Genomic DNA, 16,899 nt, shown 5'->3' with positions numbered 1-16,899 from the left:
ACCACGGAGGACACGGAGAGCACAGAGGGATTTTCTGGTGCTGGAGGCGTTCGCTCCAACCGTGATTCCTCTGTGCTCTCCGTGTCCCCTGTGGTGAAAACGCTCTTGCCTTGAGACAAGCTCATCTCTCAATGAGCATCCTTTAAAGCGGGTTCCCACTTTGTTCGGAATGACAAGCCAAGCCGGGATGGGGTTCGTTGGAACCGAGCTTAGCCTTCTACCAGCCAGGTGTATTCGTCGTCGGTGAGCGGAACTACCGAGAGGCGGCCGAGCGTGACGAGCGGAGACTTTGCGAAGAGCGGGCTGGCCTTGATCTGGGCGAGGTTCTTGGGGGCCTTGATGGCCTTTCCTACCTTGATGCGGACGAGCGGCACCTTGGGGTCGGTTGGGTCGATGGAGAGCGCCTTGGCGGTGCCCATTGCCGTCTTTTCGTCGCCGGTATGGTAGATGATCAGCTTCGATCCGGGCTTCATCTCGCGCAGATTCTTTACGGCAGCGGGGTTGGTCACGCCGTCCCAGATGGTTTCGCCATCGCGCTGGAGATCGGCGAAGGAGTAGACGGAAGGTTCGGTTTTGAGCAGGTAGGCGGCCATGTTCTTTCTCCGGATTATTCCTCTGGTTCGGCGACTTCAAGAGGACGATTCTGTGCGTGCTTGTCGAGAAACGCCGTGGTGTTGAGCAGCGGGCGATCCATGGAGCGCACCCAGTCGGTTACGTCTCCAGGGCCGCGTCCAGCGGCTGCGCTGCGCGCGAACTCGTTGGCGACGGTCTGCATCTTGGCGTCCATGTCGTCGAGGTAATGCAACAGGATGGCCTCGGGGATCATGGGCAGCTTGGGAGACCCGAACTCGTATTTGCCGTGGTGACTGAGCACCATGTGCTCGACCAGAAGACGCAGTTCTGGCGGGAAGTCTTCGAGAGCGGCGAGCTTGCGCTCGATCATGGAGATGCCCATGGTGATGTGGCCGAGAAGCTGTCCGCTGACGGTGTATTCGAAGCTGGTGCCCCAGCGCAGCTCGTGGAGCTTGCCGATGTCGTGCAGGATGGCTCCGGTCAGCAGCAGGTCGCGATGGACTGGATAATGCTTCGCGGAGAGCTCGCAGATGCCGAGCAGCGAGACGACGTGCTCGAGCAGGCCGCCGATCCAGGCATGGTGCATGCTCTTGGCTGCGGGAGCTTCGCGGAAGGCTGCCGCGATTTCGGGATCGTCGAGGAAGGCCCGTACCAGCGCCTGCAGATGCGGCTCGGTAAAAGTGGAGACGTAGCCGTTCAGCTCGGCCCAGAGTTCGTCTACATTGCGCTCGGTCTGGGGAACGAAGTCTCCAAGCTGGAATTCGCCGGGCTCGGCCGCGCGGATGCGGTCGACGTTGATCTGGAGTTTTTCCTGGTAGCGGCTGACCTGGCCGCGGACCTTGACGACGTCTCCGGTGCTGAATTCGCCGGCTCCGTCGGTGTCCCACATGCGAGCTTCGATCGATCCGGTGCGGTCGGCGAAGGTCAGCGCGAAGTAACGCGTAGTGTCTTTCTTAGTGCGGACCTGTTTGGAGCTGACGGCGAAGTACCCGGTTATCGAGCTGTTGTCGTACTTCGCCAGATCTGCAATGAAGATTTCTTTCATTGAGCTAGTTGTTGGAGGTCGGCGAGGCCGGAGCAGGCGCCGTAGGCGTGCCGTTGTCAGTGGACGGACCCGATGACGAGGGTGCCGGCGCAGGCTGCTGCTGGTTATCCGGCGTCGTCGAATTGTCCTTGGGCTGGTCCGTCATGCGGCGCTTCGGTCCAAGCTTGGCCGGGTTCACCTTCTTGGCCTTGGAGGTATCGCCGTTGAGGCCGAGAGCCTTGGTCTGCTGGCTGCGGTCGGCGGTTTCGTCCGTCGTCTCGGGAGCCGGCGCGAAGGGATCAACCTTGTTCTTGTCCTTCTTCTGCTTCGGCTGCTTCAGGCGATCCTGAAAGCGCTTCTTTTCCTTCGGTGCAGCCTGCGCGTCCGGAGTGGCTGGTGTGCCATCCGGGTTGAGGGTGCGAAGGTCGGACGGAGCATTGCTGGCTGCGACCTGCTCACCTGCCGCGTCCTGCGGGGAAGCATCTTCTGTCTTCGTCTCGGCCGAGGGCAGCGTTTCACGCGGAGCCTGACCGAAGCGGATCTTTTCTTTCTTGCCAGCCTTCTGCGTAGTCGTTTTGGACTTGCTGGCCAAGCGGGTCTTGCCCGTTGGTTCCGCAGCAGGAGCCGATGTGGATGTTGTGCTGGCGGCCGCAGCCGGCGCGGCGCCCTGCGGCACTGAAGCCAACGAAGGAACACTGGGAGCCGGTGCGGACTGTGCAGTCTCGGTCGTCGAGGGTCCTGCAGATCCTCTCTTCACGCCACGGAAGCGGGTGCGCTGCACCTTCTTCTTTTTCTTCGGCGTCGGGGGCTGATATGCACTGTAGACCGGACGCATTTCGTTCGGGCTGGCGCCGGAATCTTCGTAACCATTGCGAATCTCGATGTAGGCGTCTTCGCGAGCCTTGGTGAGGTAATCGCGGAGAGCGGGATTCATCTTCGCCATACCGACCGCGTCCTCTACCTGGGCCTCAACATCCTTCAAAGGAGCCACACCGCCCGGCGTGTGCTTGTCCACCTTAAGGATGACAAAGCCCTGCTTGGTACGGATCGGCTCGGTGAACTGGCCAGCCTGGAGATTGAATGTCTGATCCTCGAAGACCTTGCCGAGCTTGCCCTTTTCCCACTCGCCGAGATCGCCACCCTGTGCGGCGGTCGGTCCGCCGGAAGAGCTCTTGGCCAGCGCTGCGAAATCCGCTCCGCTCTTGAGCTGCGAATAAAGATCGTCCGCCTTCTTCTTGGCGGCTTCAACCTGCGCGGCGTCATCAGGGTTCGCGGTGGTCACCATGATTTCGCTCAGCTTTTCCTTCTCGGGCTGCTCGAACTCCTGCTGATGATCGTCGTAATACTTCTGAACTTCGCTGGGGGTGACGTTGACGTGACGGCCGACTTCGTCGCGGATCACTTCCTGCGTAATGATGCGGTTGCGGATGCTGGCTTTGAAGTCTTCCCAGGAGACGCCCTGGGCTTCAGCGGCCTTTTGCAGATCGTCAATCGAATCGAGGTGGTTCTGCTTGCGCATCTCGTCGAGGCGCTTTACCAGCTCGGTTTCTCCGTTGATGTCGAGCTCTTTGCCCTTCGAGATGAGGAGCTGCTGGTCGATCAGGTCGCGCAGGAGCTCGCGGCGCTGCTCGAAGAGCTGCTGCTGAGTCCACTGCTGCTGCTTGGCCTGAGCATCCAGATCCTGTTCCGCACGGGCGAAATCAGACTTGCTGATGACCTGATCGTTGACCCGGGCGACGATGTCCTCCACCACAGAGCCCTGGTAGGGCGACTGGGTAGCATCAGCGGGAAGCTCCGTCGGCTTGACCGACTGCCCGAAGGCACCAGGCAACATCGCAACGGCAAGGCCGGCGGCAAGCGCGGCGCGGGTAGGCTTTGAAGAAAATTTCACGGATCGAAGGGTCATCTGCATCAACATCTCGGGTAAACGACCGCCGTCTTTTTCGTCTTCCGAAAATAGTCCGAGGGTTCGCTGGTGTCATTCTAAACACCCGCTGCAACGAATGCCAACGGCGGGACTTCCGGTACCGCGCCGGCTGGGCCTGCCGGAGCTTCTTCCAGGCCGCGCGGTGTATACTTCACCCTATATAAAGGGTTCCCGTTTACTCTTTTCCGGCAACGACGGGAGCCGCAAGGATTGCATCCAGCATGTCTTCCCGTCTTCGCCGTACCTTGTTCTCCCTCGTGGTGTTCTTTGTTGCCTGCGGATTTGCGGGCGTGTTTATCAGCCAGAGGGTGGGCGCCCAGTCTTCAACCGACGAATCGGTCTTTCGCGACAGCCTGAAATCGTTCAGTTCGGTCTACCAGATCGTTGCCGACAACTATGCGGAGCCGCTGACGGGCGATAAGCCGGATATCGCAATCTATGACGGCGCCATTCCGGGAATGCTGCGCACGCTCGATCCGCACTCTAACTTTTACGATCCAAAGGCTTACGCGAAGATGCGTGAGGACCAGCACGGCAAATATTACGGCGTGGGCATGGTGATCCAGCCGCAGAACAACAAAATTGTCGTGGTCTATCCGTATGAAAACACTCCTTCGTTCAAGGCAGGGCTGCGTCCGGGCGATGTGATCCTGTCGGTCGACGGCAAATCGACCTCGAACATGAACTCCGAAGAAGTGGCGAACATGCTCAAGGGCCCGCGTGGCACGCATGTGAAGCTTTCGGTGAACCGCGAGGGCTCATCCGCTCCGCTGAGCTTCGACCTGGTGCGTGATGAGATTCCGCATCCCTCGGTGGATCTGAAATATGAGATCAAGCCGGGAATCGGTTACGTTCACATCACCCAGTTCCAGGAGACGACCGGCCGGGAATTCTCCGACGCGGTGGATTCGTTCGGAGACCTCAAGGGCCTGGTTCTCGACCTGCGCGGCAACCCCGGCGGCCTGCTGACGGAGGCGGTCGCGGTCTGCGACAAGCTGCTGAGCCGCGGACAGATCATCGTTTCGCAGCGTGGACGCGCCTATCCCGAGCAGATTTACCGTGCGACGCACGGCAACGGCGGACGCGACTTCCCGGTGATCGTGCTGGTGAACCATGGAACCGCTTCGGCGGCGGAGATCGTCTCCGGCGCACTGCAGGATCATGACCGCGCCATCGTCGTGGGCGAAATCACCTTCGGCAAGGGACTGGTGCAGACGGTTTATCCGCTGTCGGAAAATACCGGTCTTGCGCTGACGACTTATCACTACTACACGCCGAGCGGCCGCCTGATCCAGCGCAACTACAACGGCGTTTCGCTATACGACTACTACTACAACCACGATCAGCCGCAGGATACGAAAGACCGCGAAGTCAAGCTGACCGACTCGGGCCGCACCGTCTACGGTGGCGGCGGAATTACGCCGGATTACAAGATCGACACCCCGAAGTCGAATCACTTCGAAGACCTGCTTTCGGCCCATAATGTTTTCTTCAACTTCACCAAGCACTACCTGGCGAACCGCACGGTCGAGAAGAACTTCCAGGTAGATGACCAGGTGATGCAGGCGTTCAAACAGTTCCTTACCGAGCAGAACATTGCTTACACCGACCAGGACTTCAACGGGGCGGGTGTAATGGACTGGGTGAAGACGAACATTGCCGCGGACATCATGACGTCGCAGTTCGGCCAGTTGCAGGGCCTGCGGATTCGCGCCGCATGGGATCCGATGATCGCGCAGGCGGTCTCTTACATGCCACAGGCTGCCGCTCTTGAGCAGAATGCGGTGAAGAGCAACGTGGCCAAGCAGACGGCTCGCAACAACGGTCCGGCTGCGCAGTAACTTGTTTTCAGCAGAGAGTGGCGGGCTTCGGCCCGCCATTACTTTTGGCCGCCGCTTCGACAAAGCCGCGGCATGTCGGTTACAAATTTCACTGGAGTAGATTCACGCTATGCCTTTTCGTTTCGCCGAAGAAAAAGATCTCCCCGCACTGCTCGCCCTCACAAACGCCGCCTTCCAGGTGGAGCGGTTTTTCAAGCTTGAAGACAGGTTGAATCCTGTAACGTTGCGCGAGCTATTCGAGAAAGGGCGGTTTCTGCTCTTTGAAGAGAACGGCATCATGGCGGCTTCGATCTATCTCGAAGAGCATGGGGAACGCTTTTATCTTGGACTGTTGTCGGTCGATCCTTCGCGGCAGAAGACGGGGCTGGGCACGCGCATGATGGGTGCGGCGGAAGAGTTTGCCCGCGAGCGCGGGGCTCATTTTATGGACCTGAAGCTGGTGAATCTGCGTGCGGAATTACCGACGATCTATACGAAGCTTGGATATGTTGTAACCGGCACGGAGACATTTCCCGCGGACTCGATGCCGGTTTCGCAGCCTTGTCATTTCATTTGTATGACTAAGGAGCTGGGGCACCGGTAACGGTTGGACTTCAGCGGCTGAAGCCGCGTTCTGGCTGGATTTTTATTCGTGGGGCTGAAGCCCCACGCTACCTGTTCGTTCGCTTGATTGAGATCTTCGCATCCCACCCATGACGATGGAACTGTCATGGATGGGGCACCCTTTGTCTTGCCTGTTGAAAGCCCTGATGCAGGTCCCTCACTTTGTTCGGGATGACAATCTCCTGAATTGAGGGGGCAACGTCGCTTAGCTGATTTCGAAGACGTCTTCCTGCTTTTCCGATTGCATCTGGGCTCGCTCGGCGACCTGCCGGGCGATTTCGTAGAACGGTGCAGCCTTGGGAGAGCCTTTGCCTGCGAGCGCGATGGGCAGGCCCCGATCGCCGCCGTTACGAATCTCGGGATCGAGCTCGATCGAGCCTAGGAACGGCAGGTTGAACTGCTTCGCCGTGCGCTCCGCTCCGCCCTTTGAGAAGATGTCGATCTCCTGGTGGCAGTGCGGGCAGGTGAAGTGGCTCATGTTCTCGACGATGCCAAGGATGGGCACGTTCACCTGGTGGAACATCTCGAGCGCCTTGCGTGCGTCCTGCAGTGCGACGTCGGAAGGCGTGGAGACGACGACGGCTCCGGTGAGCGGAACGGTCTGCACCAGCGATATAACGACATCGCCGGTGCCCGGCGGCAGGTCGATGAGCAGGAAGTCGAGCTCGCCCCACTCCACCTGTTGCAGGAACTGGCGGATGATCTGGTGCAGCATGGGTCCGCGCATGACCAGCGGCTTGTCCCCGGGGGAGATGAGGCCGACCGAGATCACCTTTACGCCATGTGCAAGGTTTGGATCGATCTGGTTGCTGGGCAGAACCTTCGGCTGCTGTGTGCTGCCGAACATCAGGGGAATGTTCGGGCCGTAGATGTCGGCGTCGATCAGTCCAACACGGAAGCCGAGTTGCGCGAGCGCGACGGCAATGTTGGCGGTGAGAGTGGTCTTGCCGACTCCGCCTTTACCGGAACCGATTGCGACGACATTGGCGACGCCGGGTAGCGCCGTGGGGCCCTGCGGAACGTGGGAATGTGCCATAACTGCTTACTCCTGGTCTTTCAAATAAACGGGCAAATGGAACGAGCTAAATGGATTTTGCGCCCTGCCGGCGGCCCGACTCTTCACGGTGTTGATCGCGGCGGCGGCCGGCGTCTTCGTAGTGCTGCTTCTCTTCATCGGTCTCCGGCTCAAGCCGGGGCACGGGAACCTTTCGCCCCTGGGCGTCGACGGCTACAAACGTTAGATAAGCAGAGGCCACGTGACGGTTCACGCCTGCGATGGGATTCTCTACCCAGACGGTCACGCCAACTTCCATCGATGTATTGAAGGCGCGATTCACGCAGGACTTGAGGATAAGGAAATCGCCGACATGCACCGGGGCGATGAAATCGATGTGATCCATTGAGGCGGTGACGACATGGGTGCGGGAGTGGCGATAGGCAGCCATGGCCGCGACCAGATCGATGAAGTGCATGAGACGCCCGCCCAGCAGGTTTCCGAGCGTATTGGTGTCGTTGGGCAGAATCAGTTCGGTCATCTCTGACCGCGATTCGGCGGGGGTGCGCACCTTGACTACGTTACCGCCAGCTTCCACGCGTTTTCCCTCCACATTGCCTGATTCGAACTGCTTCGCTGCGCGTTTGGGACAGTTCTTTTAGTGTGGGCAATCGGTGGCAATTACGCAAATTTTCGCCGTTTCAACGACAATAGCCGCATGGACAAGATTGCGATGCTGAAGGAAATTCTGGGCATGAACCCCAATGATGCTTTTGCCCGCTACGGGCTGGCCATGGAGTATGCCGGACGCGGTGAAGTGGAGAATGCCCTGACCGAATTCGATACCCTGGCGACCGCGCATCCGGACTACACCGCGGGCTATTTCATGGCTGCCCAGACCCTAGCCAAGGTGGAGCGCACGGAAGAGGCCAAGGCCCGGCTGGCACTGGGTATAGCCAGCGCACGCCGTACCGGTAACCAGCATGCTTTGAGCGAGATGCAAGCGATGCTGGACGACCTGGAACTCGGCATCTGACGAATTCCAGGTTTTGACCTCGCGCAAAGAGGCGGCGGAATCAGGCCCATCTGACAAGATATTGCGCGCATAATGACGAAGTGATGAAGATCCCCCTGTTTCCTTTGGACCTTGTTCTTTTTCCGGGAGCCACTCTGCCGCTCCACATCTTCGAAGATCGCTATAAGGAGATGATCAGTGAATGCATCAAGACCGGGCAGGCGTTTGGTGTTGTAAGACAGCACGCCGAAGGCCTTGCCGTGATCGGCTGTTCGGCGCGCATCACGCAGGTGCTGGAACGCTACGACGACGGCCGCATGGATATTCTCTGCCATGGCGAAGAACGGTTCGAGATCGAGTCGCTCGAAGAAGACCGTACTTTTCTGCAGGCTGAAGTGGAGTTCTTCAGCGACGAGGGCGATGAGGCCGCGCGCAACCGTCGCGAAGAGTGCGCAGCGCTCCACTTTGAAACCATGGAACTTGCCGGAATGGAGATGCCCGCGGCGCATCTCAGCCTAGACCGGCCCATCTCCTTTGAACTCGCCTCCTCCCTGCCATCGGACCTAGGCTTCCGCCAGCAACTCCTGAGTGCACGTTCCGACGCGCTGCGGACGGAGTATCTCTGCGATTTCTACGAGGCGATCCTGCCCAAACTTCGCGGCAGTACACGCCTGCCTGTGAAATCCTCGGGACACGTGATGTAGCTCCTTAGACGCGGAATCGTTTCGGCCCTGGCAATCGTCTACTCTTTTAAGAGATAACCCTCGGGAGGAAGAATGGCGACTCGACATCTGCCGAAGACACTCGGCGAACTCCGCAACAGTAAGGACTTCCCTGAGTCGCGGATGGCTGCGCGCACGGTGAAGGATGAGCTGCGCGAAAACCTGATCGAGCGGCTGCAGAAGCGCGAGACGATCTTTCCTGGCGTGATCGGCTACGAAGATACCGTTATCCCACAGGTAGTAAATGCACTGCTTTCGAAGCAGAACTTTATCCTGCTCGGCCTGCGCGGGCAGGCAAAGAGCCGCATTCTGCGCGCGCTGACCTCCCTGCTCGACGAATTCGTCCCTTACGTTGCCGGCTCCGAGATTCGCGACAATCCTTACAGGCCACTCAGCAAGTGGAGCCACGACCTGGTTGCGGCAAAGGGCGATGCCACGCCAATCGCCTACATGACGCGCGATGAGCGCTATATCGAAAAGCTGGCAACGCCGGATGTAACCGTGGCTGATCTGATTGGCGATCTTGACCCGATCAAGGCGGCACGCGGAGGCGAAGACCTTGCCAGCGAACTGACCATGCACTACGGGCTGCTGCCACGCGCCAACCGCGGCATCTTCGCGATCAACGAACTGCCCGATCTTGCGGGAAAGATCCAGGTGGCGCTCTTCAACATCCTTCAAGAGGGTGATGTACAGATCAAGGGCTATCCGGTGCGTTTGGAGTTAGACGTCGCGCTGGTCTTCAGCGCGAACCCGGAAGACTACACGGCACGCGGCAAGATTGTTACGCCACTCAAGGACCGCATCGGCTCAGAGATTCGCACCCACTACGCCGAGAACATTGAGGAAGGCCTTGCCATCACTGCGCAGGAAGCGTGGACGGAGCGCGGGCTGACAAAGATCGAGGTCCCGCACTACATCCGCGAAATTGTGGAACAGGTTGCCTTCACGGCCCGCGAAGACAAGCGCGTGGACAAGCGCAGCGGCGTGAGCCAGCGCCTGCCTATCTCAACGATGGAGCTGGTGATCTCAAACGCGGAGAGGCGCGCGCTGCTGCATGGCGAGAAGCTTGTCGTCCCCCGCGTCGGCGATCTTTACGCGGCGCTGCCCGGCATTACCGGCAAGCTCGAGCTGGAGTACGAGGGCGAGATGCGCGGCGCAGACACGGTGGTAAAGGATGTTGTCCGCACCGCGATCGGCAAGGTCTACGATCAGTACTTCGGCGAGACGAATACGCAGCAGATTGAGCAGTGGTTCAACCTGGGCGGCACGACCAAGGTAGAAGACAGCGTTGCCGCGAAGGAGACGCTTGCGGAGCTGAAGCAGATCCAGGGATTGTTCGAAAAGCTTTCTCCGCTGGGCATCAAGAACAGCGATGCTCCGGAGGCAATCGTCGCAGCGTCGGAGTTTCTGCTTGAAGGGATGTGTTCGCACCGGCGGCTCAGCCGCAGTGAAGAGCGCGCCTTCGTTGCGCAGAAGCGTCAACAGAATCCACGGCAGGAGCGCGAACGTGTGCAGGCCGAAGACGAATACGAAGCCTGGCAGTCGCGTCGTTCCCGCAGAGGCGGATTGAACTAGCTATGAAACGGGTCCGGTATACCAAATACAAGGGCGATCTCGCGTCGGAGATGAACATGGATGACCTCATCCAGGCTCTCTCCGATTACCTGCTCGACTCGGGCTTCCGCGACCCGCTCTCCGACTACCAGGATCTCGATCACACGCTCGACGACCTGCGCGAGGCGCTGCGACGGGCGCTTGAATCGGGCAATCTGTTTGACGAGCAGATGCAGGATGCCATCGATGCTATGTCAGAAGATGGCAAGCTCGATGAGCTGATCGACAAGATTCTCGAACGCATGGAGAACGAGAATTACATCTCCAGCGGCATGCCTTCGCAGAGTATGGGTGAAGTGTCGGAGACTTCCGGACAGGCGGGTCAGGGCACGGCACAGCAGGCTCGCTTTGAGGTGACGGACAAGAGCCTCGACTTTCTCGGCTACAGAACGCTGCGCGACCTGCTTGGCTCCATGGGCCGCGCCAGCCAGGGGCGGCACGATACGCGCCACTGGGCTACAGGAATCGAAACTATCGGCGCTTCGCGTCCCTACGAATTTGGCGACGTGATGAACCTCGACCCGGTAGCGACGCTGACGTCGGCGATTTCCCGCGAGGGACTTACGCTTCCGCTGAACATCGAATACCGTGATCTACAGGTGCAGCAATGCGAGTTCCAGAGCTCCTGCGCAACGGTGGTGATGCTCGACTGCTCGCACTCGATGATTCTGTATGGCGAGGACCGCTTCACGCCCGCCAAGCGCGTGGCAATGGCGCTGTCGCATCTGCTGCGCACCCAGTTTCCCGGCGACACACTTTCCCTGGTGCTCTTCCACGATTCCGCCGAAGAGATGCCTATCTCCCAGCTGGCGCGAGCGAAGGTGGGACCGTACCACACCAATACGCGCGAAGGATTGCGCGTGGCTCAGCGCATCCTGCGGGCGCAGCGCAAGGACATGAAGCAGATCGTGATGATTACCGACGGCAAGCCCTCGGCACTCACGCTGCCGGACGGCCGCATCTACAAAAATGCTTTCGGACTCGATCCGCTGGTGGTGAGCGAGACGCTAGAAGAGGTCGCCCGCTGCAAACGTTCGAACGTGATGATCAACACCTTCATGCTGGCCTCCGACCCAGGCCTGGTGCAGTTTGTACACCAGGTCACGGAGATGTGCCGGGGCAAAGCCTACTTCACCAGCCCGGACAAGCTCGGCGAATATCTCCTGATGGACTACATGCAGCGCCGCAGCCGAACCATCCACTGACGAAATCAGACGATGTGAACCGGCGGGATGCCCTGCCGTGCGTGCATGGCGGCCGGAAGAGATGGCGGCTGATCGAGCTTGCCCCGTAGCTTTCCAGCGAGATCGGAGATTGTTCGCAGTTTTTCCGCCAGCTGCGGAGAAACCGCCGGGTCGCCCAGCGCCAGCTGCGCATGAAGGACGAGGCCGGTGATCATGTCCCGCATGTCGCTCTGCATGGAAGCCGCCACCGCCTTTGCCGCAACCGACTGCTCATGAGTGCGGCGATGCAATGCCGAACGGACCTCCCGGACCAGGCGGCCGCAACCCGAGATCGCGAAGTTGATCTCCAACGGAATGGCCAGCCCTGCGTTGCGAAGCAGCACGTCGCCGCCTTCGTTGCTCGGCTCAATGAGTGAGTCGTCGATCACAACCAGGGTGAACGACTTGCGGAGAAGCGCCGCCAGTCCCTCCTGACGGTCAGCGGCGGTTTCCACCGTCATGTTGAACTGCTTGGCCAGCACTGCGGCGCAGTTTTCAGCGCCGGCGATACCTGTAATCATCAACATGTTTTCCTGCATTCTGCTCCCGCTTTCTCAAGCTCTGACCGCAGATTCGATGCCGTATTCCTTCAGCTTGCGGTAGAGGGTTGTCTTACCGATTCCAAGCATGCGAGCAGCCGTCAGCTTGTCGCCCTTGAGGACACGCAACGTATCGAGGATGGCTTGCCGTTCCAGGTCCGCCAGAGGAATGACGGCGTTTTTTTCCACCGCCTCAGTATCGACGGCCGGCAGTTCCTCGCGATGAATCTCGAGGTGAAAATTCTGCAGCTGCGTCGGCAGGTCACCTGCGTGCAGCATGGGGCCCGATGACATGCTGCATGCACGTTCCACCGCATTTTCAAGCTCGCGCACATTCCCCGGCCACGTGTAACTCGTCAGGGTACGCAGCGCATTGTCGCTCAGCGTATAGGTCGCATTATCCTTACGGCCGGCAGCATCGAGAAAGTGCTTTACAAGCAAGGGAATATCTTCACGGCGATCGCGCAATGGCGGGATGCGCAGGCTCACAACATTGAGACGGTAATAAAGATCTTTCCTGAACTTGCCCTGCGCCACCATTGCGGCAAGGTCACGACTGGTTGCCGCAACGATGCGAACGTTGATTGGCACCGACTCGAGAGCTCCCAGGGGCCGCACCTGCTTCTCCTGTAAAGCACGCAGCAGCCTGCCCTGCAGATCGAGCGGCATCTCGGCTATCTCGTCGAGGAACACAGTTCCGCCCCCGGCAGATGCCAGGACACCGAGCTTCGCCCGGTTGGCTCCGGGGAAAGCACCCTCCGCATAGCCGAACAACTCACTCTCGACGAGAGAGGACATAAGCGAGCCGCAATCGATCGGCAGAAAAGACTTATGCGCATTCGGACCGCTGGAATGAATGGTGCGCGCGACAAGCTCTTTGCCCGTTCCGCTTTCACCGAGAATGAGAACAGGATGCGCTGTCTGTGCGACCTTGGAAAGAATCCTGTAAAGCTTCTCCATCTCCGGGCTGCTGCCGATGATCTGGCGAAGTCCCTGCCGGTTCCGCAGCATTTCACGCAGCTCACGGTTGGAGGCATCGACCGTGCGACGATCCGCTGCCCACACAAGCGTGTGGGAGAGCTCTTCCACGGAAAAAGGTTTCTCGAGAAAATCCGCAGCGCCCGTACGCATAGCTTCCACGGCGGAAGTCACGGTGGCATACGCAGTCATCACGATAACTGCGATATCGGGGTGTAACATCCTGACTTCTTCAAGCAGTTCCAGCCCAACGGGGCTGGATGGTTTCAAATCAAGCAACAGGATGTCGATGCTGTTGCTTCTCAACAATTCACGTGCCGCAGAGGGGTTATCCAGTTGATGGGAAACAAAACCTAGGCTGACGGCGATTTCAGAACAGGCCGATCGCACGGCAGAATCTTCGTCAACGACCAGAACGTGCAACCGTCCCGAGCGTTCCGAGGCAGGATGGTAAGTCGTCATATATTTAAATGTCTTATTCAACTACAGATACAGAATGCTGTTACTCGCATTCTATGCAGGAGTACTTCAGTGTGGAACTATAAATTCCCGAAGTCAGCAGTAAAATACGTTCCCTAAGTAACTGGGATCTCGAGCTCGAGATGTATTCCGCGTCCGGAAGGTAACCAGCTACGCAGTTCCGCACCAGCAGCCTGCATGCATTTCCTTATGTCCTCTGGCACAGAATCTATTGAAGTATCAGTAACTTTCGCGCAACTTTCCTCAATCGTGATGACGACATTTTGAGGCTGCGCATCAGGAAAGAGGCTGCGATCGAGAAAGCTAAAACCATTCCCATATTGGGCCGTGACACGCAGCCTTCCACCGGCAGGCATCTCGCCGGCAGAGCAGCGCACACGGTGAAGCAGCACGCACGCAAGATCTTCGCGCGTGAGCCGCGTCTGGCCCGGGCAGGGCATCGTTTCGACTTCGAGATCGACATCAGGAGGAATGACGCTTCTTAATAGAGGGCGCAACTCGAGCGTAGCCGCTCCCAGATCGCAGCAACCGGTAGTCGAAAATCGGCAATTCGATTCCGGCTTTGCCTTCATGCGAGTAACTTGTTGATTACGAGCGGCTGCGGACATGGGTTTCCCCCCTGAAGAAAAGATTTCAGCGCACAACGGCACTATCTGACGTGAAGACACGTACACAGCAATCTGGGAGAAACTCAGACCAGTGAAACTGGCAACCGGTTACTTTAGGCTTCCCATTATTCCCCGTAGCGCTCAGTTCTTATTCCGACTGTGAAGCGACGGCCACAAATTGTGTTGCTAGAGCTGAATCAACTCGCGACAGCCCGGCGCTTTTAATTTGGCACCATCAACTTTCCGTTCTCCATGCTCAAATTGACGGGCGCGGGCGGCTCGGCGCTCCGGACTCGTACAATCAGATAGTTATGACTAGCGATCCAGTTTTCTTTCGTTCTGAAGGGCGCGGTCCGGCCCAGTTGCGTGCCACCCGTCTCAATACCGGCTTCGTGTCGACAGCGGAGGGTTCGGTGTTGATTGAAGTTGGCTACACGCGGGTGCTGTGTAACGCCACGGTGGACCAGGGTGTTCCCGCATGGATGCGGAACAGTGGCCGCGGCTGGGTGACGGCAGAGTACGGCATGCTTCCGCGCGCCACGCTGACGCGCACCGCACGAGAAGCAGAACGCGGCAAGATCGGCGGGCGCACCCATGAGATTCAACGGCTTATTGGCCGCTCTCTGCGCGCAGTCGTGGACATGGAAGCGCTGGGTGAACGCACCGTGATTCTCGACTGCGATGTTCTGCAGGCGGATGGCGGCACGCGCACAGCCGCCATCACGGGCGCATGCGCAGCGCTGGCGATTGCCCTCGAACGGATGAAGCTGACCGGTGCGCTGAAGACATCTCCCCTGAAGCAACTCGTAGCCGCTACCAGCGTGGGCATCGTAGAGGACATTGCCTTACTCGATCTTGCTTACGAAGAAGACTCGCAGGCAGAGGTCGATATGAACGTCGTGATGACGGAGGACGGCGGACTGGTCGAGGTGCAGGCTACGGCCGAGCGCAAGGCCTTTCCGCGTGCCCGCATGCTCGAGATGATGGACCTGGCGGAAGCCGGCATTCGCGACCTGCTGGCCCTGCAACGGGCCGCAATCGACGCCGCTGTTGCGAAGTAAACGCTCATGCGCCCGGTCAGGTAGAATCGTAGCCGTCTGGAGTTCTCGACCCCTCTGGGCGGCCTGTGGCCACGGCAATACCCTTAGAGAAACGATCATTTTCGGCAAGGAGCAAACGGAATGTCTATTAAGCTGACCCCTGGGAAACTCGAAGGATTGAAGGCCGTCTCCGATGAGCGCGGCGTGATCGCTGCTGCTGCTATGGACCAGCGCGGCTCACTGAAGAAATCGCTGGCCAAGGAAAAAGGCGTTGCCGATCTGCCTGACTCTGCACTGGTTGAGTTCAAGGAGCTGGTCACCGAAGTTCTGACCAAGCACGCTTCGGCCATCCTGCTGGATCCGGAATACGGCCTGCCCGCCTCGAAGAAGCGCAATGGCAAGGGCCTGCTGCTGGCCTACGAGAAGACCGGTTACGACGCCGCCACGCCGGGCCGCCTTCCTGACCTGCTTGACGTATGGTCGGTTCGCCGCCTGAAAGAGGCCGGCGCGGACTGCATCAAGATTCTGCTCTACTACACCCCCTACGAGAAGTCGCACGTCAACGACCTCAAGCATGCGTGGATTGAGCGCATCGGCGATGAGTGCCGCGCTCATGACATTCCGTTTTTCCTGGAGTTCGTAGGCTATGACGTACATGGCGAAGACGAGAAGGGACTAGGCTACGCCAAGCGCAAGCCTGAGATCGTCAGCGGCTCCATGGAAGAGTTCGGCAAGGAGAAGTACGGCGTCGATGTGCTGAAGGTCGAGGTTCCAGTGCAGATGGAGTTCGTATCCGGCACGAAGGCCTTCAAGGGCGAAGAAGCCTACACCCGCGCCCAGGCTCTCGAACATTTCCGCATGGCTGCTTCGTCGACGCATAAGCCCTTTATTTATCTTTCGGCTGGCGTCAGCAACCCGGTCTTTATCGAAACCCTGGAACTGGCAGCCGAGAGCGGCACGAGTTTCAACGGCGTGCTCTGCGGCCGCGCTACCTGGAAGGACGGCATCGCCGTTTACGCCAAGCAGGGTGCGAAGGCATTCGAAGAATGGCTGAACACCACCGGCGTCGAAAACATCAACAACGTGAACAAGGCTTTGAAGGCCGCCAGCAGCTGGTATGACAAGGTCGATGTAAAGGAAACGACCCTGGCCTAAGCTGATGGGATTGGAATGACAGAAGCGCCGCGAAGATTCGCGGCGCTTCTGCTTTCAGCCGCTCCGTTGCCGGGCTGTGGAGTCGGCGAGACGGCCGCAGATGTCTTCGATGGCATGTAGATGATCGAGCGCCGCGCGGTGCTGGGCCGCTCCCATTGCCGCTTCAAAATACTTCTGAACACGATCGAGAATTCCGGCGACGCGTGCGGCACGCCGCCGGCCCAGAGGCAGCAGGCTCAACTGGATTGCCCGGGCATCGTTGGGATCGATCCTTCTTTGCACCAGCCCCTTGGCTTCGAGGGACGAGATGCAGTGGCTGATATTGCCGCGTGTCATCTGGAAGGCCTCGGCGAGCGAGGACGGCTGCGCTGTCCCCTTCTTCTCGAAGAAGATGGCGGCGAGGACGAGCGACTCGAGAAAGCTCAATCCCTCCGACCGGAAGACGCTGTTGAGCAAAGCTTCTGACCGGCGCGCCACGCGGCTGACCTGGAAGACCGGATTCTGTTCGAGGAACGAGCCTACACGGATCTGCATGGTTACGAATTTAGTTTAGCACTCAA

16 protein-coding genes are annotated in these 16,899 nt (G+C 59.0%); 8 read left to right on the top strand and 8 right to left on the bottom strand.

Features of this window, described 5'->3' with window-relative positions:
• Positions 1-209: 209 nt before the first annotated feature.
• From LJD29_RS11070 to LJD29_RS11060, 3 genes are read right to left on the bottom strand one after another with little or no spacing between them, the layout of a single operon-like run.
• A complete protein-coding gene (locus LJD29_RS11070) occupies positions 210-593 on the bottom strand; it encodes an EVE domain-containing protein (RefSeq protein WP_446745818.1) in 384 nt (127 codons plus the stop codon).
• Between the two features lie 14 nt (positions 594-607).
• Positions 608-1,618 carry a 3'-5' exoribonuclease YhaM family protein gene (locus LJD29_RS11065; RefSeq protein ID WP_446745817.1) on the bottom strand — a complete coding sequence of 337 codons (1,011 nt, stop codon included), beginning with the start codon at positions 1,616-1,618 and terminating at the stop codon, positions 608-610.
• 4 nt (positions 1,619-1,622) lie between these two features.
• Entirely contained in the window at positions 1,623-3,488 is a 1,866-nt protein-coding gene (locus tag LJD29_RS11060; RefSeq protein WP_446745816.1) for a peptidylprolyl isomerase, read from the bottom strand.
• Positions 3,489-3,745: 257 nt separating this feature from the next.
• Here LJD29_RS11060 and LJD29_RS11055 point away from each other — a divergent pair, with 257 nt between their 5' ends.
• Both LJD29_RS11055 and LJD29_RS11050 read left to right on the top strand, forming a co-directional pair.
• Positions 3,746-5,365 carry a S41 family peptidase gene (locus tag LJD29_RS11055; protein ID WP_446745815.1) on the top strand — a complete coding sequence of 540 codons (1,620 nt, stop codon included), beginning with the start codon at positions 3,746-3,748 and terminating at the stop codon, positions 5,363-5,365.
• Between the two features lie 109 nt (positions 5,366-5,474).
• Positions 5,475-5,948, top strand: a complete 474-nt coding sequence (locus LJD29_RS11050; RefSeq protein ID WP_446745814.1) for a GNAT family N-acetyltransferase — start codon at positions 5,475-5,477, stop codon at positions 5,946-5,948.
• A gap of 225 nt (positions 5,949-6,173) precedes the next feature.
• Here LJD29_RS11050 and LJD29_RS11045 read toward each other — a convergent pair whose 3' ends face one another.
• Together LJD29_RS11045 and LJD29_RS11040 are read right to left on the bottom strand one after the other, a co-directional pair.
• Positions 6,174-7,004 (bottom strand): Mrp/NBP35 family ATP-binding protein, encoded by an 831-nt coding sequence (locus tag LJD29_RS11045; RefSeq protein ID WP_446745813.1) that lies wholly within the window; start codon positions 7,002-7,004, stop codon positions 6,174-6,176.
• A gap of 46 nt (positions 7,005-7,050) precedes the next feature.
• Complete coding sequence (locus LJD29_RS11040) at positions 7,051-7,503, bottom strand: acyl-CoA thioesterase (protein WP_446745896.1); 453 nt, start codon at positions 7,501-7,503, stop codon at positions 7,051-7,053.
• Between the two features lie 177 nt (positions 7,504-7,680).
• Here LJD29_RS11040 and LJD29_RS11035 point away from each other — a divergent pair, with 177 nt between their 5' ends.
• The 4 genes from LJD29_RS11035 (at position 7,681) to LJD29_RS11020 (ending at position 11,521) form a co-directional block, all read left to right on the top strand.
• The gene (locus LJD29_RS11035) at positions 7,681-7,998 is read left to right on the top strand and encodes a tetratricopeptide repeat protein (protein ID WP_446745812.1); all 318 of its coding nucleotides are present in this window, start codon (positions 7,681-7,683) and stop codon (positions 7,996-7,998) included.
• Positions 7,999-8,081: 83 nt separating this feature from the next.
• Positions 8,082-8,681, top strand: a complete 600-nt coding sequence (locus tag LJD29_RS11030) for an LON peptidase substrate-binding domain-containing protein (protein WP_446745811.1) — start codon at positions 8,082-8,084, stop codon at positions 8,679-8,681.
• A gap of 72 nt (positions 8,682-8,753) precedes the next feature.
• Positions 8,754-10,277, top strand: a complete 1,524-nt coding sequence (locus tag LJD29_RS11025) for a sigma 54-interacting transcriptional regulator (protein WP_446745810.1) — start codon at positions 8,754-8,756, stop codon at positions 10,275-10,277.
• Between the two features lie 2 nt (positions 10,278-10,279).
• Positions 10,280-11,521 carry a vWA domain-containing protein gene (locus LJD29_RS11020; RefSeq protein WP_446745809.1) on the top strand — a complete coding sequence of 414 codons (1,242 nt, stop codon included), beginning with the start codon at positions 10,280-10,282 and terminating at the stop codon, positions 11,519-11,521.
• Between the two features lie 5 nt (positions 11,522-11,526).
• Here LJD29_RS11020 and LJD29_RS11015 read toward each other — a convergent pair whose 3' ends face one another.
• Both LJD29_RS11015 and LJD29_RS11010 read right to left on the bottom strand, forming a co-directional pair.
• Entirely contained in the window at positions 11,527-12,066 is a 540-nt protein-coding gene (locus tag LJD29_RS11015; protein WP_446745808.1) for a hypothetical protein, read from the bottom strand.
• 27 nt (positions 12,067-12,093) lie between these two features.
• Positions 12,094-13,518: a sigma-54-dependent transcriptional regulator gene (locus LJD29_RS11010; RefSeq protein WP_446745895.1), complete on the bottom strand. Its 1,425-nt coding sequence runs from the start codon at positions 13,516-13,518 to the stop codon at positions 12,094-12,096.
• 937 nt (positions 13,519-14,455) lie between these two features.
• Here LJD29_RS11010 and rph point away from each other — a divergent pair.
• Together rph and LJD29_RS11000 are read left to right on the top strand one after the other, a co-directional pair.
• Complete coding sequence (gene rph, locus LJD29_RS11005) at positions 14,456-15,205, top strand: ribonuclease PH (protein ID WP_446745807.1); 750 nt, start codon at positions 14,456-14,458, stop codon at positions 15,203-15,205.
• Positions 15,206-15,325: 120 nt separating this feature from the next.
• Positions 15,326-16,339 (top strand): tagatose 1,6-diphosphate aldolase, encoded by a 1,014-nt coding sequence (locus tag LJD29_RS11000; protein ID WP_446745806.1) that lies wholly within the window; start codon positions 15,326-15,328, stop codon positions 16,337-16,339.
• 54 nt (positions 16,340-16,393) lie between these two features.
• Here the strand turns inward: LJD29_RS11000 and LJD29_RS10995 are convergent, their stop codons facing one another.
• A complete protein-coding gene (locus tag LJD29_RS10995; protein WP_446745805.1) occupies positions 16,394-16,873 on the bottom strand; it encodes a MarR family winged helix-turn-helix transcriptional regulator in 480 nt (159 codons plus the stop codon).
• Between the last annotated feature and the right edge of the window lie 26 nt (positions 16,874-16,899).

Source organism: Silvibacterium acidisoli (genome assembly GCA_022870745.1).
In the GTDB taxonomy this organism is placed as follows: domain Bacteria; phylum Acidobacteriota; class Terriglobia; order Terriglobales; family Acidobacteriaceae; genus Silvibacterium.
Note: the sequence above shows the minus strand (reverse complement) of the source record. Positions and strands in the feature narration are given on the sequence as shown.